This window comes from Streptomyces sp. NPDC050548 (assembly GCF_044457385.1).
Classification (GTDB): Bacteria; Actinomycetota; Actinomycetes; order Streptomycetales; family Streptomycetaceae; genus Streptomyces.
Genome location: NZ_JBITGV010000002.1, coordinates 534,657 through 554,258 on the forward strand (window position 1 = coordinate 534,657; position 19,602 = coordinate 554,258).

Sequence of the window (19,602 nt, forward strand, 5' to 3'; positions counted from 1 at the left end):
GTTACTCGGGTGCGTCCCCGAAGTCCGGGATCTCCAGCCTCGCTCCGCCCTGCCGTGCCGAGTCGTGCGCGACGATGCCCGGCAGGGTGTAGCGGGCCGCGACCCACGCGTTCACGGACGGCAGGGTGCGGGAGTTGACCGCGGTCACGAAGTCGTCCGCCAGGAAGTGGTGGCTGCCCTCATGGCCGTTGTGCAGGTTGTCGAACTCCCGCGGCAGCCGCGACCGGTCGTGCACGGGCGCCGAGCCGGAGGTGAAGGCGGCCCGGAGGTCCGGCGCGATGTGCTGGAGTGACGGATCGTCAGGAGACATGGTGGGCTTGGGTTCCAGCAGCTCACTGATGTCCTTCACCCCCTTCTTGTCCTGCCAGAAGGCCACGGTGGCGAGCTGCTCCATGCTCGCGTCCGTGCCGAAGAACCGGAAACGCGACTCCCGGATCTGCGAGGGATACCCCACGCGCCGGAACTCGTTCGTGCGGAACGAACCGCCGCCCGCCACCTCGAACAGCGCGGTCGCGTTGGAGAAGTCGTTGCCGAACTGGCTGACCTCCCGGTCGAAGACCCCGTCCCCGCGCTCGTCCACCACCCCGATCGCGGACACGCTCACCGCGTGCGTCTGCCAGGCGCCGAGCACCCCGCCCACCGAGTGCGTCGGGTAGAGCAGCGGCGGATAGCTGGCGGTGGCCTTCCAGTTGTCGCCGCCGCTGTACTGGTACGCCTCGTAGAACCCCAGATCCATGTCGTGGACGTAGTCGCCCTCGGCGTAGAAGATCCGCCCGAAGGCGCCTTCCGCGATCTGGTTGCGGGCGTGCACGGTCGCCGGGTTGTACTGGCTCGTCTCACCCATCATGTACGTCAGTCCGGTCGCTTTGACCGCGTCGATGATCGCCGCGATCTCCTCGGCACTGATCGCCATCGGGACCGCCGAGTACACGTGCTTGCCCGCGCCGAGTCCCTGGAGGACCAGCGGGCCGTGCGTCCAGCGCTGGGTGAAGATCGCGACGGCGTCCACGGCCGTCGACTCCAGCATCGCGTCGTACGAGGGAAAGGTGCCCGCCAGCCCTTCGGAGGCGGCCAGTCGCTCCGCCCGCTCCGGCAGGAGGTCGGTCACGTAGACCTCGCTCACGCCCGGGTGGGCCTGGAACAGCCTGGCGAACTGACCGGAGAACTGGCCTGCTCCGACGATGCCGAGGGAGAACGTCATAGGTGCGTGTCCTTCTCTGCCGGGATATGTCACTTACGAGAGAACACGATTCCGCGGCCGTCCGCACCGGTGCTGCGCCTGGTGTGGCCAGGGTGTGAAATGCGTTACGGGGCTTGACAGATGGACGTGATCAGTAACACGGTCCGATATGTCCGATTGGCTCGTGATTACTCACATCGCCTTCACCTGCGGCGACGTATGCTTCACACCATGTCCACCCGTGTTGAATCAGCCACCGAGCGATCGGCAGCCGAGGTCAACGAGGAGATCAGAGCCCTGTGGCTCCGGTCGGGCGGGACACTGAGCGTCGAACAGCGCGAGGAGTACCGGCGGCTGGTGATGGAGTGGGCCACCGCGGCTCCCCAGCCGGCCACGGCGGCCTGAGAGCAGCCGCCCGGCCGACGCGCAGCTGTCGTTCGGATCCCGTCGCCCGGCCTTCCTCGTGACCCTCGGTCCAGCCGGTCGAGCCCCCGTCGACCCGACCCGACAACCCACGATCACCCGCGACGAACTCCCCGCGCGATCCCGCGTGATCAGCCCCACATCGCCGAATAGTGCCGCTGGAAGGCCTTGCGGTCCTGCTCCGCGCGGATCCAGCGTGTCGCCACCAGCGCGATCAGACTTCCCGCGATCACCAGCAGACCCGGCCCCACGTTCTTGGGATCGGTGAGCCGGGACGCCAGGGTCGTCGTGCCCGACGTGGTGTTCGTCGCCGGTGCCGACGTCCCGGGCGTGACCGAGCCGGTGCCCGCCGCGCTCCCTGCCGCCGAGGCGGACGGCGCGGGCGAGGCGGCCGTCTTCGGCGCCACCAGCAGCTTGACGTTGAGCGCGGCCAGCGCCTTGGTCAGCGGCTGGAAGAACGTCGTACCGCCCGCCTTGCAGTCACCGCTGCCGCCCGAGGTCACCCCGAGCGCGATGCCGTTGGAGAACAACGGGCCGCCGCTGTCGCCCGGTTCGGCGCACACCGTGGTCTGGATGAGACCGGTCACCGTGCCCTCGGGATAGTTCACCGTCGCGTCGAGCGCGGTCACCTCACCGTCGTGCAGCCCGCTGGTGCTGCCGCTGCGGAACACCTTCTCGCCCACGGCCGCGTCGGCCAGGCCGGTGATCGTCACCCCGCTGCCGTTGCCGATCGCGACGACGTCCGCACCCTCGCCCGCCGAACCGCTCGCGTACTGCACCAGCGAGAAGTCGCTGCCGGGGAAGTTGTCGGAGACCGTCTTGCCCAGCTGCTGGTCGCCCTGGTTGTCCGCGAACCAGATGGAGCCGACCGGGCCGCAGTGCCCGGCCGTCAGGATGAAATCGGTCTGGCCGTTGGTCACGTTGTAGCCCGCCGAGCAACGGCCGCCGGTCGACAGGATGGGCTGCGCCCCGTTGATCCGGGTGGTGAACTTGCCCTGCGTGCGCTGCATCTCCACCGAGGCGCCGATGCTCTTCGCGAGCTTCGTCATCGCGGCCCAGCTGGTGGCGGAGACACTGCCGTCGCCCTCCACGAGCACCTTGTTGTTCCGGTAGTCCATCGCCCACGCGGTGCCCGCGATCTTGGGCGCCGAACTCAGCGTGGTGGCGGCCGACTTCAGCTGGTTCATGCTGTACGGCACGACCTTCGCCTCGGCGCCCGCCTTCGTCACCTCGGCCGCCGTCGCCTTGTCGGTCACCGCGACGACCGTACGGCCGCCGGAGTCGACCCAACTGCCCGCCGTACGGGCCGAACCGAGCTTCGCCACCAGGGCGGAACCCTTGTCCGCGGGCGTCTGTGGCGCACTGAGCGTGGCGGCGTCCCTGGCCGGGGTGTCACTCGCCATGGCCGCCTGGGTGACCATGGCACCTCCCAGCAGGAGTCCGCCGACGGCCGTCAACCGTGTCACTCGCCGGACGACCCGTCGTCGTGCGTGCCTCATGCCTGGCTCCCGAACCCCGAATGTGCGGTGCCGAACACCGCGAGGCCCTCTGGTCGTTGAGGTGCCCTTCCTCCATACGTGGCCCGGCACCCTCCCGTTCACCGTCTGGAAGATCGGCTTCAGCCGACGGCCGCAACAGGCTCTCCGAACCGCCGAGTTGGCCGCGGCGGCGCCCGGCGCGGCCCGTCGCCCATGAGCCGTCGTCCCCCTATCTTGAGCCTCATGACCAGCAACCCGCAGGCCGCGGCCGGTGAACCGAATCCCCTGCGCGCGCTCACCCTCGACCGCCTTCGCCGCCGTACCAGCATGAAGTGGCGCACCTATCCCGAGGACGTGCTGCCGGTGTGGGTGGCCGAGATGGACGTGCCGCTCGCCGACGCCGTGGTCCGCGCGGTCACGGACGCGCTCGCCCTCGGGGACACCGGCTATCCCGCCGGAACTGCCTACGCGGAGGCGCTCGCCGCGTTCGCCGAGAAACGGTGGGGCTGGGACGGGCTCGCCGTGGAACGGACCCGGATCGTGCCGGACGTCATGCTCGGCGTGGTCGAGATGCTCCGGCTGGTCACCGGGCCGGGCGAGCCGGTGGTGCTGAACCCGCCCGTGTATCCGCCGTTCTTCCAGTTCGTGACCCACATGGACCGCCAGGTCGTGGAAGCGCCGCTGGACGCGGACCTGCGCCTCGACCTCGGGGCCCTGGAGGACGCGTTCCGGCGTGCGGTCGAGGGCGGGCGGCGGGCCGCGTATCTGCTGTGCAGCCCGCACAACCCGACCGGTACCGTGCACACCGCCGCCGAACTGGCCGCCGTCGCCGCCCTCGCCGAGCGGTACGGCGTGCGGGTCGTGGCCGACGAGATCCACGCACCGGTCGTCGCCGCGGGCGCCGCCTTCGTGCCCTACCTGGCCGTGCCGGGCGCGGAAGGCGGGCTGTCGCTCATGTCGGCGTCGAAGGCCTTCAACCTCGCCGGACTCAAGGCCGCCCTGGCCGTCGCGGGCCCCGCGTCCGCCGCCGACCTGGCCCGGCTGCCCGAGGAGGTGGGGCACGGCCCGAGCCACGTCGGCGTCATCGCCCACACCGCCGCCCTGCGCGACGGCACCGCCTGGCTGGACGCCCTGCTGACCGGCCTCGACGACAACCGCCGACTGGTCGCCGACCTCCTGGCCGAGCATCTGCCCGCCGTCGCGTACCGGCCCGCCGAGGCCACCTACCTCGCCTGGCTCGACTGCCGCGAACTCGGGCTGGGCGACGATCCGGCGGACGTCTTCCTGCGCCGGGGCCGGGTCGCCCTGAGCCCCGGCCCCGACTTCGGCACCGGCGGCACGGGACACGCACGGCTCAATCTGGCGACGTCCCCGGAGGTGCTCACGGAGGCCGTACGGCGGATGGCGTCGGCGCTGGGGTGAGCGGACGGCCACGACGCCGAGGCGAGCCGGGCCGGGGAGCGTGGGAGAGCGGCTGGGCCGTGTGGGATGGAGCCTCCGGGTTGTGCGGGGTGGAGGCTCCGGCTGCGTGAGGCGGAGTCGCCGGGGCGTGCAGGACGAAGTCGCCGGGCGTGTCGGACGGAACGGCCGAGCTGTCCGGGGGCGCTGTCGCCGGGAGGCGCGGGGCGGAACCGCCGGGCCATGCGGGACAGGGGCGCCGGGATGTCCTGAGGACTCGACTCCGCTGCCATGATGAGCCCATGCGCGTGCTGATGCCGGTCCCCGACCGCGACTTCGACGTCACCGAGGTCGCCGTGCCCTGGCGGCTGCTCACCGACGCCGGGCACGAGGTCGTCCTCGCCACCGAGCGGGCCGGCACCCGGCCTGCCGCCGACCCCCGGCTGCTGACCGGCGTCCTCTTCGGACAGCTCGGCGCCGAGGACGAACCCAAGCGGTTCTACCAACAGCTCACCGAGGCACCGGAGTTCGGCGCCACGGTCGCCTGGGCGGACGTGGACGTGACCGGCTTCGACGGCCTGCTGCTGCCCGGCGGCCACGCACCCGGTATGCGCCAGTACCTCGGGTCGGCCCAACTGCGGGCGAAAGTGGGGGAGTTCTGGGCCCTCGGCCGCCCGGTCGGCGCGATCTGCCACGGTGTCCTCGTCCTGGCCCGCACCCAGGACCCGGCCACCGGTCGCGGCGTCCTCGCCGGACGACGTACGACCTGTCTGCCCAAATACATGGAACGCACCGCCTACTTGACCACCGCCTGGCGTCTCGGCCGCTACTACCGCACCTACCCGGCCTATGTGGAGGACGAGGTGCGGGCCGCTCTCGACGACCCGGGCACCCAGTTCGAACGCGGCCCCAGGGAACTCACCCGGCGCGGCACCGCGAGCGACGACACCCATGCGTTCGTCGTGGAGGACGGCGGCTACTTGTCGGCGCGCTGGCCCGGAGACGCGTACCTTTTCGCCCGCCGGTATCTCGATCTCCTGCGGGCACCCTCGGGTGCTTAGACTGCCGACCATGGACGAGACCCCGCTGGACCGGCTCGGCGCAGGCCAGTACCTGCTGATCACCAGTTACCGCAAGAACGGCTCCCCGGTCCCCACCCCGGTGTGGGTGGTGCGCGACGGCGACACCCTCGGGGTGTGGACGGTCGCCGACTCCTGGAAGGTGAAGCGCATCCGGGCCCGCGGCGATGTCCTCGTGGGCCCCTGCGACCTGCGCGGCAACCCGACCGGCGACCAGGTCCCCGGCACCGCCGAACTCACCGACGCCGAGACCACGGCCCACTACCGCGCCCTGATCAAGCGCAAGTACGGCCTCACCGGCCGTCTCACGCTGCTCGGCAGCCGGCTGCGCCGCGGGCTCGACGGCACCGTCGGCATCCGCGTCACCCTCAAAGCCTGAGGGCGGACCCCGTGCACACCGAACCCAGGGAGCGCCCGTGGACCCCGCGCTGAACCCGGCCGACCTGCGGCTGCGGCAGGAGCGGATCGTCTTCGCCCGGATGCGCAGCACCCAGGACCGGGTCGCCGACGCCATCACGGCCTTCGCCGGCACCATGCTCTTCGTCTATCTGCACGCCCTGTGGTTCGCCGTCTGGATCACCCTCAACGAAGGACTCCTCGGGCAGGCCGGGATCTTCGACCCGTACCCGTACGGACTGCTCACGATGATCGTCAGCCTGGAGGCCATCTTCCTGTCGACCTTCGTCATGGTCAGCCAGAACCGGCAGGCGGCCCGCGAGAACGTCCGCGCCGACCTCGACTTCGAGACCAACCTCCGCTCCGAGGTGTGGTCGGCCCACATCGGAGCAGCCCTGGGCCTGGACCCGCGCGAGATCGAAGAACGCGTCCAGGAACTCCTCACCGAGAACCGCGCCAAGATGAACGGCGGGACCAAACAGCCGAGTTGACCCACCGCACGGCGAAGGGGCCGCAGCCTTCGGGCTGCGGCCCCTTCACCTCGTACGGCGTCTCGCTACGACGCGTCGAGCACCGTGCCCGTCAGCACCGGCCTGTTGCTCAGCGGGTCGCCGTTGTCGTCCATGCCCAGGAAGAGCACGGACTCGGGCTGCTCCGTCACCTGGTCGGTGATGGTGGGCAGGCTGAGTTCCGCACTGGTCCGCCCGGCCGGAACGGTCGTCCAGACGGCCAGGCTCGGCACCTTGGACAGGGGCCGCTCCGGGGCGGGCTCCTCTCCGGAGTTCTCGCGGAACCACTGCGGGTCGACGTCGAGGGTGGACAACTCCGGCCCCGTGGTGACCGGTTGGACCGCGAACACCGGGTTGATGTCCACGTCCGCGGGCGCCGACAGCGTCACCTTCCACTTGAGGGGCTGTCCCTCGGTGACCCGGTCCGCGATCGGGGTGACGGTGTACGTGGGTATCGGGTCGTCGTTCTCGGTGGTCACGCCCCCGTGATGGGCGCCGACCACCGCGCCGTGCACCGCCTTGACGAACAAGTCGTGCTGGACGTCGTAGGCGTAGCGCGTGTTGCCCTCCACCTTGACCGGTATGTCGAGGTCGTGGCCACCGGGGTGCACCGTCACCAGGCGTGAGGTCTCCCGGCCGGTGGCCGGGTCGGTGACGTAGATCCGGACCTGGCCGCTGCCCCGGCCGGAGACCTGGACGGGCACCCGGTACGTCTTGACGCCCGAGTCACCTTCCTTGACGGTGAGCCGGCCGATGTCGACGCGCGGGAGCGGGGCCGCGACGGCCGCCGGAGTGCCGGGGCGCCAGCCCCAGGCGTCCATCAGCCATGCCTGGCCGGAGCGCGAACGCGGGGTCAGGGCAAGGGACTTGACGTGACGCAGGTCGAGTCCGGCGCGGGTGGCCGCGGTCAGCGGTACCCGGGCCTCGCGCGCCCAGTAGGAGGCGGTGCGCCCGGTGCCGGGCAGACCGTCGACGCGGACCCGGCCGAGGGTCGCGCGGTGACCGGACGCGTCGGTGAGGGACACGTCGAACTGGGTGCCTGTGGTGTTGGGCGGCACGATCACCCGCAGGGCGAGGGACTTGGCACCGCTCAGGGAGACCGGCTTGTGCGGACTCACCGTCGTCGGCGAACCGGCCGCGGACCAGCGCAGCGCGACCGCGCGACGGCCGATCTCCTTGTTGGTGTCCCACTGCGCGAAGTGCGGCGAGATGCCCCGGCTGTTGTCGCTCAGGCAGGCGGCGGCCGGGTCGGGATCCACCGCGGAGCACAACGTGCCGCCGGACACGGTGACTTGACCGTCCGGCAGGAAGCCGGCGCCGCGGTTCGCGCCCACCGCGTGGGTGAGGACCCGCGCGGGGTCCGCCGAGGGCGCCCGGCGGCCCGAGCCGTCGAGCAGCTCGCGCGCGCGGTCGTCACCGGCGACGAACAGCCGGGCCGCGGTGGCGATGTAGGTGGAGCCGGCCTTGTGCTGCTGGTCGGCGGTCAGCCGGGTCGCGGTGCCCGGCGAGCACACCGCGTCCCGCTGGTCGGGGTCGTTGTAGAAGTCGTCTTCGGCGGGCGCCTGCGCCTGACCCGGCGTCCACTCGGTGTTGAAGAAGTTGTGGTCGGCGCCCTCGATGTACACCGCGCTGTGCAGTGCGGTGCCCCGGCTGACGCCGCGGGTCCCGTCGACGTACACCTCGCCCTGGAGATCGGAGACGTCACCGTCGCAGCCGGGCAGCAGCGTCACCGACGGCACGTCGGCGACCGGGTTCTGGCCGAAGATCGTCGGGCCGATGAGGACGGTGCCGCGGATCTTCCAGCGCACCGGGCCGTGGTAGCCGTCCTGCGCGGCCGGCGGCGGGTAGAGGCTGTCCATCGCCGCCCGGTTGACGCCCTCGCCGCCTCGCGAGTGACCGATCAGCAGGACGCGGGAGAGGTCGGCCGGCGGCGCGTTGCGGACGACAGCGGGAGCGGTCCGAGGGTGGGCGGACCAGTCGGCCCAGTGGGCCAGGTGGAGCCGGACCAGCGACGAACGGGCCTGCGCGCCCGCGTCCTCGGCCCCGGCGTCCTGGGCGTTGATGCCGTTCGCGGAGATCGACACCGTCACATAGCCCTGGGAGGCGAGGAGTTGCTGGTCGCGCAGATAACCCCGGTAGCTGGGGACGGATTTGGTGCCGGTCGGGCAGGGCCACTCCCCGGTGATGTCCTCGGTGCCCGGCTTGTAGCAGGTGTAGTGCCGGCCGTGCAGGAACAGCGCGAGCGGCCGCTTGCCGGTGGCATCCTTCGGGGCGACCACGACGGCCTTCATCTCGATCGGCGCGGAATACCCGGGCAGCCGGACCGAGTCGAGCGTGTACTCACCGGTCGTCGTACGGTACGCACCCGGCTTGCCGGGATCGACCGAACCGGCCGGGAGCTGAGCGGCGGGCCGGGCGACGGCTCCTGAACTGCCCTTGCCGGAGCCGCTGTTGTCACCGGCCACGTCCAACCGCCGCCCGCCGGCCACCACTTGAAGGTCCGTCAGTTTCCCGGGGGAGGCGGCGTCGAGGCCGAGCCGGAAGGTCCGTCCGTCCTTCGCCGGACTCGGTACGCCGAGGAGCCTGCCACCGGCGTGGAACTCGACCCGGGCGTTCCCCATGGGCACCTGCCTGCCCGAGCGCCACACCAGCTGCTGGGCGGATCCCTCGCCGGTGATCCGCCAACCCGGTGGCAGAGTGCCGTCGTCGGCCGTCGCCGTGGTCGTGAACGGTCCGGTGTCCGGGGGCGGTACCGCTTGTGCGGACCCGGACACCCCACCCGCCACCGCGAGCACCGCCGCGGCCGTGACCCATATTCGCCGGGCACGGAACAATGTGTTCTCCTCCTCGAACCCCAGACGCGGGCGTCCCGTCGGTCCCGGGAGCCCCTCGCGCCCCGGAGGACGGGAAGCGACGGCTGTGGGTTGCCTGTGGAGGAGGATTCGGTCGATCTTCGGCGGCCGGGCTCGAACTCGACCGTGCGGTACGGCCGTTCGGGATCCGGTTGCCGATGGGCGCCGGCCGGTCGGAGGTCAGTGCCAGGCGCGGTACGGCTCGTCGAGGAGCTGGAAGACCGGTTCGCCGCGCACCGGGTCCTTGGCCGTGGACAGCCGGACACGGTCGCCGCTGTGGATGCCCATGGGGTGGCCGATGACCCGGCCGCGCACCACGAAGCCCTCGGCCATCTCTATCAGCGACACATTGCGGGCCGCGGGGGTGTTGCGGTGCACGACCGTCGAGTGGCGCACCGTGCCGGTGCCCTCGCTGCGCTCCGTGCGCAGGTCACCGCCCTGGCAGACCGGGCACAGGAGCCGGTGGTACATCGCGGTGCCGCACCAGGTGCAGCGCTGGAAGTGGATGGTGTCCCCGTCCGGGGCGTGCGGTTCGAGTACGCCCGCCGGGGAGCCGACTGCTGGACGGGTCGCGAATCCTGAGTGGTGGTACACGCTGTCAACTCCCTGCGCTCGGCCGGAATCCCGCGTGCGCGGCCGAGCCGGGCACGCATGTGCGCGGTTCGCCGTGCCACCGTGCACGACCACAGCGTATGGCACTCAGTGCCAGTCGTAAAGATACTGCGTACCCTCGTATTTTTCCGGTTCAGTCGCGGCCGAGCGCGGACTCTATCTCCTGGACCACGCGCCACAGCGGTGCGTCACGCCGGGAGACGACCACCACGACGTCCTCGGGCTGTTGTCGCACCTGCACGGCGACGGGTGCCGGTGGATTCCCGAAGGCGGACTGCACATACCCCAGCGCGTGGTCCACCTCGGTGGCCGCGTCGCGCTGCCCGTCCGAACGCAGCCAGGAGCGCAGCGCGTTGTTGTGCGCCGCGACCACGGCGGCGGCGATCACATCGGCCTGGAGGGTGCCGTCGGGCCGCCCGGCGAAGCGTCCGCGCAGATAGTCGGCGAGGGCCCGCTCATAGCGCCACACCACCGAGAGTTCGTACGCGCGCAGTCCCGGCACCTTCTTGGTGAGGCGGTAGCGCTGGACCGAGAACGTCGGGTTCTCGTTGTACATCCGCAGCACGAGCCGGGCCGCGTCGCAGACCCGCCGCACGGGTTCGTGCTCGTCGCCGCCGGACGCGAGGAACGCCGTCATGTCGGCGAGGCAGCGCTCGTGGTCGGGGAAGACCACGTCCTCCTTCGACGGGAAGTAGCGGAAGAACGAACGCCGTCCGACCCCGGCCAGTGCCACGATGTCGTCGATGGTGGTCTGTTCGTAGCCCCGCTCCAGGAACAGCTGGAAGGCGGCCGCGACCAGGGCGTCCCGCATGGGCGGCTTGGAGCTCATGGACGGGAACGTAGCACCAGGCCGACGCGGATGACACTCAGTGCGCTGCCAAAAGGGAACTGAGTCCCCTGAGGCATGTCACTGAGGCCCATGACGGAGCGCGCCGACCGATGCAGCCGATGCGGTCGAGACGATCGAGACGGTCGATAGGGTCGATACGGTCCGCGGCATAGAGTGACGGCGACCAGCAGTGCCTTCAGGGGGACCCATGCGACTTCACGTCGACCAGCGCCATGAGCGGGTGCTCGAACTCGTCAAGGAGCGCGGCAGCCTGCGGGTCGCCGAACTCGCCGCCGAACTCGGCGTCTCCGCCGTCACCCTGCGACGCGACGTGGAGGCGCTGGCCACGCAGGGCCGGGTGCGGCGACTGCACGGCGCGGTGGTGTGGCCGGGCGGGGCCGTCGTGCAGCCGCCGGTGCCGCGGGACCCCGCCGAGGGCCCGGTGATCGGAATGATCGTGCCGACCACCGCCTCGATCTTCGCCGACATCGTGCGCGGCGCCCGCGAGGCCGTACGGGCCCAGGGCGGCCGGCTGGTGCTCGGCGTGTCCGGATACGTCGACACGGAGGACGCCGTACAGGCCGGGCATCTGCTCGCGGGCGGTGCGGAGGGGCTGCTCGTCGCGCCCAGTTGGTCCGGTGGTGTGCCCGTCGACGGACAGGAACGGTGGCTCGTGGACCGGGGCGTGCCCACTGTCCTGGTCGAACGCTCCGCCCCGCCCGGCAACCCGGCCGCCGCCCTCGACCGGGTGCGCACCGACCGGGCCCACGGAGCCGCGGTCGCCGTCGGCCGCTTCGCCGCCCTCGGCCACCGCAGGATCACCGCGGTGCTCCAGGACGGCCCGCACGCCGCCCGGATCATCGAGGGCTACGGCTCGGCCGTACGCTCCCTCGGTCTCGAAGCCGTCCCGGGCGCCCCCTCGGTCCGCGAACACGGCGACTACGAGGCGAGCGTGGACTTCCTGGCCGACGCGGTACGTAAACGCGGGGTCACCGCCGCCCTCGTGCACAGCGACGAGGACGCGATCGTCCTCGTGCCCCGGCTCCAGGCCCGCGGCATCCGGGTCCCCGACGACCTGGCGCTCATCGCCTACGACGACGAGGTCGCCCCGCTCGCCGACGTCCCGCTCACCGCCGTCGCCCCGCCGAAACGGTCGGTGGGGGAGCTGGCCGCGAAGCTGCTGCTCGGCCGGCTCGCCGAGCGCGGCAACGGAGCGCGCCCGGCCCCTCGTCAACACGTGGAACTCCTCCCCGAGTTGAGGATCCGCGCCTCCTGCGGAGACGGTCCGCCCACCTGGTGAACACGGCCCGACCGTTTTGATCATTACGCGCGAACGCTCTTCCCACCCTCAGCCAAGGAGAACCGGCATGCCCTCCCCGCCTCCGGCCCGCCCCCGCATCCTGTACGTCACCGACCTGGCCTACCAGGCGCGCGGGCGCCGCTACTGCGACGAGGACATCGACCTGACCTCCCGGCTGCGCGGGGACTTCGACCTGGCGCTGTGTCATCCGCTGGACGCGGCCGGGCTGATGGACGGATTCGACGCGGTCGTGGTCCGCAACAGCGGTCCCGTCCTCGCGTACCAGACGGAGTACGACGCGTTCCGCGAGCGCGCGACCGACGCCGGGACCCGCGTCTACAACCAACTCTCGGGCCGGGCGGACATGGCGGGCAAGCAGTACCTCCTCGATCTGAGTGCCGCCGGATTCCCGGTCATCCCGACCGTCGACCGGATCGAGGACCTGGACCGGCTGCCGCGCACGGACAAGTACGTGATCAAGCCCAAGCTCGGCGCCGACTCGATCGGCCTGCAGATCGTCCCGCCGGACCGCCTCCCGGCCCTCGCCGACGGGACCGTCCTGGTCCAGCCGTGCGTCGACTTCACTTATGAGGTGTCCTTCTACTTCGTCGACCACGACTTCCAGTACGCCCTGTACGCCCCGGACACCGAGCAGCGCTGGCGGCTCGAAACCTACGAACCCACCCCCGCCGACCTGGAGTTCGCGCAGCGGTTCGTCGACTGGAACTCCATCGACCACGGCATCCAGCGCGTCGACGCCTGCCGCGCCCCGGACGGCGGTCTGCTGCTGGTCGAACTGGAGGACCTGAACCCCTACTTGTCCCTGGAGGCGCTCGACGACAAGCGCCGGGACGCGTTCGTCGCCGCGCTGAAGGCATCCCTGCACCGGTTCGTCGGAGCGTGACCTGAACTCCTGAGGCCGTGCGCGCGTATCTCTCCAGGGGAATGGCGGAGATCCGTGCGCGCGGAACGGAAGGAGAGCAGTGTGTCTACACCGCCCGAACCGGGAGCCTCGTCCGGCGGCCCGGTCCTGGAACCCGCCCGTGTACTGCGCCGCCGCCGCTCCGACAATCTCGCGGAGCTGATGCGGGAGCCCCGCCGGGACTCCTCCGTCTTCGAGTCGGTCCCGCTGCCCCGGCCGTTCTTCGGCTCCGACGACGAGACGCAGGAACTGCCGCCCGTACGCGGCGACTTCCGCCCGGTCCCGAGCGACAGCCCCTTCGGTCCCGGACTCCGCCGGGCCGCCATCACCATCGGGGTCAGCGCCGCCGCCCTGGTCGGTTTCGCCTGCGCCCTGTTGCTGCCCGGCAGGGGCGAGGCCAGCACCGGGCAACCGGTCACCACACCCACCCCGGTGACCTCCGCCACGAGCACCGCCGCCTCCGACCCCGACGGTGCCGGCACCCTCCGCGAGGGAGACAGCGGCGCCGAGGTGACGGAACTCGAACAACGCCTGCTGCGCATCCCCAACGTCTACGAGAACGGCTCCACCAGCGGCCGGTACGACGCGACCCTCAAGGAGGCGGTCGCCCGCTTCCAGCTCTGGTACGGCATCCGCGGCGACGAGAACGGCGTCTACGGCGACGACACCCGCAGGGACCTGGAGTCACGCACGACACTCGACGACGGCCAGTAGGGCTTGCGCCCGGTCAGTCGTCGTCGCGGTGTCGCCAGTACCAGAACACGCCCACGACGAGGGCCAGCAGAAACACTCCGGGCAGTACGAGGCCCGGAATACGGGAGCCGCTCATCGGCATGGCCTTCGGTTCGCAGGGGCGCGACGCCGTCGTCCCACGACGCCGCGCCGTCCATGATGAACGCCCGCGCGTTCGAGGCGCCGGTCAGCGTCCCGTGCTGTGCCCGACCAGTGCCTCGGTCACCGCGCGGACGCTGCGCGCGATGTGCTGCAACTGGAGGAGCTCGGCGGCGTACAGCTTGATGGTGTGCTCGATGACCGACTCCGGCAGGCCGATGCCGGGCAGGTCCGCGCGTGCGGTCTGCAGGGCGGTGCGGGCCACGCGGATCTCGTGCTGGACCTGGATCTGCGCATGGCGGGCGAGCAGCACGGGGTGGCGGATGAACGCGGGGTAGCTGGCGTAGCGGGCCGGCACCAGCTCGCGCAGCCACTTGGCGGCCGAGCGCTCCCAGTCGTAGCTGCCGGGTGTCTTGACCTGACAGGGCCAGTCCTGGCTGATGCGGGTGGTGGTGAGTTGCATGTCATCGCTTCCCGGTGTGCGGCGCGGGGGGTGGTCCGACGGTGTGAGGCGGCCCCGGTCTAGGGGATGACCGGGGCCGCCCTGGGCGCTCGCGCAGGCGATGCCCGACCGAACACCCCTGGCGCCGACGCGGGTAGGAGACGGCGGCTGAGGGTGTCCGTGCAGGAGCCCCGGAGGACGGGTGTCGCCGGCGCGGCAGGTGGAGCGGCGTGCGCATGGGCGGACCGGTGCTTTCTCGGGGCGGGTGCGAGCGCTGGGCTCACGGGTGCGGAACGGGTCCGGAGTGGGCCGGACGCGATCCGTGAGCAGTATTTATATATGCCGTCTTCTTTGCAAGGCGTATGAAAACATTCATGCGCGAAATGGGCGGAATCGTCCCGTTCTGAAGTGATTCAAGAGGGGAGGGGCGGGTCAGTCCCGCATGAAGAACTGGTGCTGCTCGGCGATCTGCTCGTAGTCCTCAAGGCGGGCCTGGGTGCGCTCGGGATCGGCGTCCGTCATGGCCTGGAGCAGGGCGGCGGCCATCACGCCCGGCGCCGCGTAGGAGTCGAAGACCAGGCGGGAGCCGGTGCCGATGGCGAAGGTGATGTCGGCCTCGTCGGCCAGCGCGCCGAGCGCGAGATCGGTCACGAGGGCCACCTTGAGCCCTGCGCTGCGGGCCACCCGGAGCGCGGTCAGCGTCTCGTGGGCGTGCCGGGGCATGTCGAAGGCCAGCAGCCAGGTGCCGCCCGCCTCGCGGGACTGCAGGATCGCGTCGTAGGCGACGCTGCCGCCCCTGGTCACCAGCCGTACGTCGGGGTGGATACGGCGTGCGGCGTACGCGAAGTACTCGGCCAGTGAGACGGAGATGCGCAGGCCGAGGACGGTCAGCGGGGTGGACGCCGACAGTTCGCGGCCGAGGTCGATCAGCCGGTCGGGGTCGGCGAAGTCCCGGCGCAGGTTCTCCAGGTTCTCGATCTCGGCGTCGACGGCGGCCTGGAGTTCGTTGCTGCGGTTGACCTCGGCCGCCGCCGGGCCGCCCGCGAGGGTGCTCAGGGCGATCGCCTGCAGCCGCTCCCGTAGCGCCGGGTAACCGCTGAAGCCGACCGCCGCGGCGAACCGGGTCACCGAGGGCTGGCTGACGCCGACGCGTTCCGCGAGGTCGGTGATGGAGAGGAACGCGGCCTCGGTGATGTGCTCGATCAGGTACTGGGCGATGCGCCGCTGACCCGGCGACAGCCGTGGACCGTCGAAGAGTTCACGGAGTTGGGAAGTCGGCGCCGCCCCGACTTCCGGGTCGGTCTTTCCCGAGGTGATCGCGGATGCCTGGGCTCGTGCCTGCTGCGGCGATGGCACGGATCCGCCTCCTTTGTCTCCCACGGTCACTCAACATAGCTCACAGAGCGTTGTGACCAGCGGGCGATCAGCGCCGGTAAATGGTGATCGAATGACCGACTTGATCGACCGGACGACTGCTGTCGATCAACTCGGCCAGTTTCCCCCGTGCTTTGTCGATCGCGGTGTCCGAGACGACCAGCAGACCGTGCACCTCGCGCACCCCTACCTTGCGTGGATCGGACGATTCGATGCCGTAGTACGACGGCACACCGCTGCCCTTGTAGACCAGCCAGATCCGCTCGCCCGCGTACCGCTCACGGAGCCGGTCGGCGAGCCGGCCGAGGTCCTGGCCCCAGTCCACGTTGGAGTCGTGCAGCCGCAGATAGGTCTTCGCCGGACCGCCGAACGCCTCGTTGGAGTACGGCAGATAGTAGGGAAACGTCCGCAGCGAACTCACTGCCACGAAGGCCACCAACACCCCCGTGGACAGCGCGGCCCACCGCCATCGCAGCACCGGCACACAGGCCGCCGCGACCGCCAGGAACATCGGTACGAAGATCGCGTACCGCGTGCCGAAGTCCCGCGAGCCGTCCATCGCCGCGGCGAGCAGCACCGCGGTGGGCCCGAGCAGATAGGGCGCCGCCGGCCGCAGCCGCCGTACCGCCACGACCGTCACGGCACCCGCCGCCCACAGGGCGAGCATGCCGAGCGGGGTCTTCACCACCAGGGCCACCGGCAGGTAGTACCAGTGGGACCCGGTGTAGAGGTGCCCGAACAGGAAGCCCTGCCACGGGTAGTCCTCCAGACCGAACTGGATGCGCATCCCGTCGAGGAACGCCCGCGGGAACGGCAGCAGTTCGACCACCCGCCCCCGCAGCCCGTGGATGGCGGGCACGGGTTCCGTGGACGTGAACCGCAGCCGCGGGTCCACCACGAGATACGACGCCCAGACGACGACGACCGCCACCAGCGCGACGACCACCGCGCTCGCCGCTCCGAGGAACAGCGCCCGCCGCCGGGTCTCACGGTCGGCCGGGCGGCGGGCGGACCACACCGACGCCACCGCCAGGAGCATCAGCACGGGTACGGCGGGCAGGGCGCTCATCTTCGTCGCCACGGCGGCGCCGAGCGCGGCGCCCGCGAGCGGGACGTACAGCCGGGGCCGCCGCCGGGCCCGCCACAGCAGCCACACCGACGTCAGCAGGAAGCCCGCTTCCGGCACGTCCAGGGTGGCCAGTGAGCCGTGGGCGATCACGTCGGGGGAGAACGCGTAGAGGGCGAGTGCCACCAACCCCCGTGCCGCGCCCACGAGTTCACGGGCGAAGGCGAACACGACCAACCCGAACAGCAGCGTCAGTACGATCACCGGCAGCCGGGCCCAGAACATCAGCTGCCAGGGATCGTTGCCCGACTCGTACAGCAGATGGCGGCCCAACTCGCCCTGGTCGCCCTTGTAGTCGGCGTCGAAGTGCGGGTCGGTGAGGGCGATCCCGGCGGCGATCACCAGCTTCCCGAGGGGCGGGTGCTCGGGGTTGTAGTCGAGGCTGTGCTCGCGCAGATAGACGGTGGCGGTGGCCACGTACACCGGCTCGTCGATGGTCGGTGTCTGCTGGACGGCGGTCGTGACCATCACGGCGGCCATCTGCGCGAGAAGCAGCGCCACCAGGAGCGGCAGCAGCCACCGCCGGTGGCGCCGCAGCCCGGCGCGGAGACGGGCCGGCCGGCTCTCCGCCGCGCGCGGCAGAGAAGCCCCGCCGTCGTCGAGCGTGCCGGGGTCGAGGACCGAGTGCTGTTCGCGCGCCATCATCCGCCCTGCGGTGAGGCCGGCCGCTCGGTGGCGGGAACGATCCGGAGCCGGGTCATGGCCCCACTGTCGCATCGCTCCCGCCACCAGGGGCGTCACCGCTTCAGGAGTCGTACCGACAGACCTTCCGCCGTATACACGGGTACGGCCCGCAGCTTGTCCGAGTTCAGCGTGATGCTGTCGAACTGGCCGCGCAGCGCCGAGGCGCCCAGGACACGCACCGTGGAGCCCGCGGCCGGCGGGTGCTCGGCGTCGAGCCGCAGGGACAGCGCGCTGCCCTTGCCGAGGGTCGCGCGCCGGGTGACCTCGACGGCGGGCTGGTGGCCCGAGCGCAGGGTGACCTCCAGCGTGCCGGACTGCTGGGTGTAGGTGCCGTGGATCTGTACGGACTCGGAGACCCGCAGCGAACCGCCGAGCACGCTCACGTCGCCGTGGCCGAGCGCGTGCGCCGAACCGGCCACCAGCGCACCGGACTTGAGGAGGGTCCCGCCGGTGTACGCGTTGTGCCCGGTCAGTGTGAGCGTCCCGGTGCCCTGCTTGGTCAGGCCGCCGCAGCCGTCGATGTCGTTGCGCCAGGCGTCGGTCGCGCCGAAGCCCCCGGCCGCCGCGTCGAGGGCGACGACCACGTCGGAGTCGAAGGAGCCGTAACCGTCCGCCGCCGCGAAGAGGTTGAGGCGCCCCCACTGCTCGAAGCCGTCGAGCAGGACGTAGCCGGAGGGCAGCGCGGTCGTGCGCAGCACCTCGCGCCGCTGGGCCGCGTCGAGGTACGGCAGCCGGGTCTCCAGCAGGACTTCCGCGCCCTTGGGCACGGTCAGTGCCGTGTCACGGCCGCCGCGGGTCAGGACGTAGGTGAACTTGGGCTCCACCAGGCGGGAGTTGGCGGTCCGGTCCGCGTACGGGTCGGTCGCGGTGGTCGCCGAGTGCGCGTAGGCGTACAGGGTGTCCGCCGTCGTGCCGGTCTGCGCCTCGAAGTAGGCGAGGGCCTGGGCGCGGGCGGCGGCCTTGAGTTCGGCGTTGGCCGGGTCGGCGAGGGTGGCGGCGGCCAGCGCGGTGGCCATGATGCGACCGCCCATGACGTCGACCGTGGAGTGCATGCCGGCCATGATCCGGGTGTGGCTCAACTCCAGGGTGCGGGTGACCAGTTCCTGGAAGCGCTCCGGTACGGCGTACGCGTAGGCGAGGCCCGCCAGGTGGAAGGCGTTGGTGTGGCCGCTGGGGAAGCCGCCGTCGTCGACGGGCGAAGTGCTGCGCTGGCGCAGGAGTTGCGGGGCGACGACCACCTCGGAGTCGTAGACCGGGTAACCGAGCGAGTCGACCGCGCCGGTGTCGACGACCTCGCTCTTCTCGTTCATGCGCCACGGACGCGGGTACTGGTAGGCGTACTTGCTCGGGTTGCCCGACGCGTAGTTGCCGCGCAGGGTGTCGACGAGTTCGGCCACCTTGCCGAGTGCGGAGTCGTGCGAGCCGGCGCCGAGCGCGGCACCGGCGGGGGCATCGGCCGGGACGGCGTCGCTGATCGTGGTCGCCGGGGTGCCGTCCGGGGCGCTGGTGATCGAAGTGACCGCCAGGGCACCGGACTTGTACAGGTCGGCCAGCGGGCCCAGGCCCGCGATCATGGCGTAGCTCTGGTGCTGCCGGTCGTAGAGGAACGCCTCCTTGGCCTGTGCCTCGGTGCGGCGGGCCGTGAGGTCGATGCAGTACCGCATGTTGGCGCGCAGGATCTCGGGGCGCAGCGGGGTGCCGGTGTTCCAGGCGGCACCCGTCTTCCATATCCGGGCCATGCCGCCGAGGACCCGGACCACGGCGTTGGTCTCGGGGGTGAGGTTCGCGATGACGTTCGTCTTGTAGTCGTCCACGAACGCGAGCGGAGCCGTGGCGGCCTTGGCGTCCGCCGCTGCCAGCCAGCCGACCAGCGTCGGCGCGGCGACCACGCCGGCCGAGGCGCCGAGCGAGGTCTTGAGGAATCCACGTCTGTTCACGGCGAGTCGACCGGCGTCCGTGCGGTGCCCGGCGGGTGACGGCATGGGTGTGCCTCTCTTGAGTTCTACGGCCGTGGAGGCCGGTGAGGTCGTGGGACCAGGGAGGGGTGGTGCGATCGGCTGTGGTTCGGGGTGCACCGTACGACGTGAGAAAGCGCATTCGTCAACTGGTGCGTACGTGCGAAGGTTTACGGCGAGCCGTGTCCCCGCGGAGGGGGTTCGGCGTCCGT

17 protein-coding genes are annotated in these 19,602 nt (G+C 71.2%); 8 read left to right on the forward strand and 9 right to left on the reverse strand.

What is annotated here, in order from left to right; all coding sequences use genetic code 11:
* Nucleotide 1: 1 nt before the first annotated feature.
* Nucleotides 2-1,201: a Gfo/Idh/MocA family protein gene (locus ACIBJH_RS08290; RefSeq protein WP_399116038.1), complete on the reverse strand. Its 1,200-nt coding sequence runs from the start codon at nucleotides 1,199-1,201 to the stop codon at nucleotides 2-4.
* A gap of 198 nt (nucleotides 1,202-1,399) precedes the next feature.
* Between ACIBJH_RS08290 and ACIBJH_RS08295 the strand changes: the two genes are divergently transcribed.
* Nucleotides 1,400-1,585: a hypothetical protein gene (locus ACIBJH_RS08295; protein WP_019067850.1), complete on the forward strand. Its 186-nt coding sequence runs from the start codon at nucleotides 1,400-1,402 to the stop codon at nucleotides 1,583-1,585.
* A gap of 149 nt (nucleotides 1,586-1,734) precedes the next feature.
* Here ACIBJH_RS08295 and ACIBJH_RS08300 read toward each other — a convergent pair whose 3' ends face one another.
* Nucleotides 1,735-3,102: a S1 family peptidase gene (locus ACIBJH_RS08300; RefSeq protein ID WP_399116039.1), complete on the reverse strand. Its 1,368-nt coding sequence runs from the start codon at nucleotides 3,100-3,102 to the stop codon at nucleotides 1,735-1,737.
* A gap of 222 nt (nucleotides 3,103-3,324) precedes the next feature.
* On the opposite strand from ACIBJH_RS08300, the gene ACIBJH_RS08305 reads away from it, so the two are divergent.
* The 4 genes from ACIBJH_RS08305 to ACIBJH_RS08320 all read left to right on the forward strand — a co-directional run bounded on the left by ACIBJH_RS08305 (nucleotide 3,325) and on the right by ACIBJH_RS08320 (nucleotide 6,445).
* Nucleotides 3,325-4,503 (forward strand): MalY/PatB family protein, encoded by a 1,179-nt coding sequence (locus ACIBJH_RS08305; protein WP_399116040.1) that lies wholly within the window; start codon nucleotides 3,325-3,327, stop codon nucleotides 4,501-4,503.
* A 278-nt stretch (nucleotides 4,504-4,781) separates the two neighbouring features.
* Nucleotides 4,782-5,540, forward strand: coding sequence for a type 1 glutamine amidotransferase domain-containing protein (locus ACIBJH_RS08310; protein ID WP_399116041.1), 759 nt, complete (start codon nucleotides 4,782-4,784; stop codon nucleotides 5,538-5,540).
* Nucleotides 5,541-5,550: 10 nt separating this feature from the next.
* Nucleotides 5,551-5,937, forward strand: a complete 387-nt coding sequence (locus ACIBJH_RS08315; RefSeq protein WP_200710274.1) for a PPOX class F420-dependent oxidoreductase — start codon at nucleotides 5,551-5,553, stop codon at nucleotides 5,935-5,937.
* Between the two features lie 37 nt (nucleotides 5,938-5,974).
* Nucleotides 5,975-6,445, forward strand: coding sequence for a DUF1003 domain-containing protein (locus ACIBJH_RS08320; protein ID WP_399116042.1), 471 nt, complete (start codon nucleotides 5,975-5,977; stop codon nucleotides 6,443-6,445).
* A 65-nt stretch (nucleotides 6,446-6,510) separates the two neighbouring features.
* On the opposite strand, the gene ACIBJH_RS08325 is transcribed toward ACIBJH_RS08320, so the two are convergent.
* From ACIBJH_RS08325 to ACIBJH_RS08335, 3 genes are all read right to left on the reverse strand, one after another.
* Nucleotides 6,511-9,297 (reverse strand): alpha/beta hydrolase family protein, encoded by a 2,787-nt coding sequence (locus ACIBJH_RS08325; RefSeq protein ID WP_399116043.1) that lies wholly within the window; start codon nucleotides 9,295-9,297, stop codon nucleotides 6,511-6,513.
* Nucleotides 9,298-9,495: 198 nt separating this feature from the next.
* Nucleotides 9,496-9,909, reverse strand: coding sequence for a Zn-ribbon domain-containing OB-fold protein (locus ACIBJH_RS08330; RefSeq protein ID WP_399116044.1), 414 nt, complete (start codon nucleotides 9,907-9,909; stop codon nucleotides 9,496-9,498).
* A 151-nt stretch (nucleotides 9,910-10,060) separates the two neighbouring features.
* Nucleotides 10,061-10,738: a TetR family transcriptional regulator gene (locus tag ACIBJH_RS08335; RefSeq protein ID WP_399116381.1), complete on the reverse strand. Its 678-nt coding sequence runs from the start codon at nucleotides 10,736-10,738 to the stop codon at nucleotides 10,061-10,063.
* A gap of 226 nt (nucleotides 10,739-10,964) precedes the next feature.
* Between ACIBJH_RS08335 and ACIBJH_RS08340 the strand changes: the two genes are divergently transcribed.
* The 3 genes from ACIBJH_RS08340 (at nucleotide 10,965) to ACIBJH_RS08350 (ending at nucleotide 13,692) form a co-directional block, all read left to right on the forward strand.
* A complete protein-coding gene (locus ACIBJH_RS08340) occupies nucleotides 10,965-12,056 on the forward strand; it encodes a substrate-binding domain-containing protein (RefSeq protein WP_399116045.1) in 1,092 nt (363 codons plus the stop codon).
* Nucleotides 12,057-12,123: 67 nt separating this feature from the next.
* Nucleotides 12,124-12,960 (forward strand): hypothetical protein, encoded by an 837-nt coding sequence (locus ACIBJH_RS08345; protein WP_399116046.1) that lies wholly within the window; start codon nucleotides 12,124-12,126, stop codon nucleotides 12,958-12,960.
* A gap of 81 nt (nucleotides 12,961-13,041) precedes the next feature.
* Nucleotides 13,042-13,692, forward strand: a complete 651-nt coding sequence (locus ACIBJH_RS08350; RefSeq protein ID WP_399116047.1) for a peptidoglycan-binding protein — start codon at nucleotides 13,042-13,044, stop codon at nucleotides 13,690-13,692.
* 205 nt (nucleotides 13,693-13,897) lie between these two features.
* Here ACIBJH_RS08350 and ACIBJH_RS08355 read toward each other — a convergent pair whose 3' ends face one another.
* The 4 genes from ACIBJH_RS08355 to ACIBJH_RS08370 form a co-directional block, all read right to left on the reverse strand.
* Nucleotides 13,898-14,272, reverse strand: a complete 375-nt coding sequence (locus ACIBJH_RS08355; RefSeq protein ID WP_093623389.1) for a hypothetical protein — start codon at nucleotides 14,270-14,272, stop codon at nucleotides 13,898-13,900.
* Between the two features lie 411 nt (nucleotides 14,273-14,683).
* A complete protein-coding gene (locus tag ACIBJH_RS08360; protein ID WP_200710279.1) occupies nucleotides 14,684-15,607 on the reverse strand; it encodes a MurR/RpiR family transcriptional regulator in 924 nt (307 codons plus the stop codon).
* A 67-nt stretch (nucleotides 15,608-15,674) separates the two neighbouring features.
* Nucleotides 15,675-17,396 (reverse strand): ArnT family glycosyltransferase, encoded by a 1,722-nt coding sequence (locus tag ACIBJH_RS08365; RefSeq protein ID WP_399116048.1) that lies wholly within the window; start codon nucleotides 17,394-17,396, stop codon nucleotides 15,675-15,677.
* Between the two features lie 92 nt (nucleotides 17,397-17,488).
* Entirely contained in the window at nucleotides 17,489-19,417 is a 1,929-nt protein-coding gene (locus ACIBJH_RS08370; RefSeq protein WP_399116049.1) for a phosphatase PAP2 family protein, read from the reverse strand.
* Between the last annotated feature and the right edge of the window lie 185 nt (nucleotides 19,418-19,602).

Coding starts and splice junctions, on each gene's coding strand:
- ACIBJH_RS08310 (WP_399116041.1), top strand. CDS start 4,782: ATGCGCGTGCTGATGCCGGTCCCCGACCGCGACTTCGACGTCACCGAG.
- ACIBJH_RS08370 (WP_399116049.1), bottom strand. CDS start 19,417: ATGCCGTCACCCGCCGGGCACCGCACGGACGCCGGTCGACTCGCCGTG.
- ACIBJH_RS08345 (WP_399116046.1), top strand. CDS start 12,124: ATGCCCTCCCCGCCTCCGGCCCGCCCCCGCATCCTGTACGTCACCGAC.
- ACIBJH_RS08315 (WP_200710274.1), top strand. CDS start 5,551: ATGGACGAGACCCCGCTGGACCGGCTCGGCGCAGGCCAGTACCTGCTG.
- ACIBJH_RS08305 (WP_399116040.1), top strand. CDS start 3,325: ATGACCAGCAACCCGCAGGCCGCGGCCGGTGAACCGAATCCCCTGCGC.
- ACIBJH_RS08335 (WP_399116381.1), bottom strand. CDS start 10,738: ATGCGGGACGCCCTGGTCGCGGCCGCCTTCCAGCTGTTCCTGGAGCGG.
- ACIBJH_RS08365 (WP_399116048.1), bottom strand. CDS start 17,396: ATGATGGCGCGCGAACAGCACTCGGTCCTCGACCCCGGCACGCTCGAC.
- ACIBJH_RS08295 (WP_019067850.1), top strand. CDS start 1,400: ATGCTTCACACCATGTCCACCCGTGTTGAATCAGCCACCGAGCGATCG.
- ACIBJH_RS08355 (WP_093623389.1), bottom strand. CDS start 14,272: ATGCAACTCACCACCACCCGCATCAGCCAGGACTGGCCCTGTCAGGTC.
- ACIBJH_RS08300 (WP_399116039.1), bottom strand. CDS start 3,102: ATGAGGCACGCACGACGACGGGTCGTCCGGCGAGTGACACGGTTGACG.
- ACIBJH_RS08290 (WP_399116038.1), bottom strand. CDS start 1,201: ATGACGTTCTCCCTCGGCATCGTCGGAGCAGGCCAGTTCTCCGGTCAG.
- ACIBJH_RS08340 (WP_399116045.1), top strand. CDS start 10,965: ATGCGACTTCACGTCGACCAGCGCCATGAGCGGGTGCTCGAACTCGTC.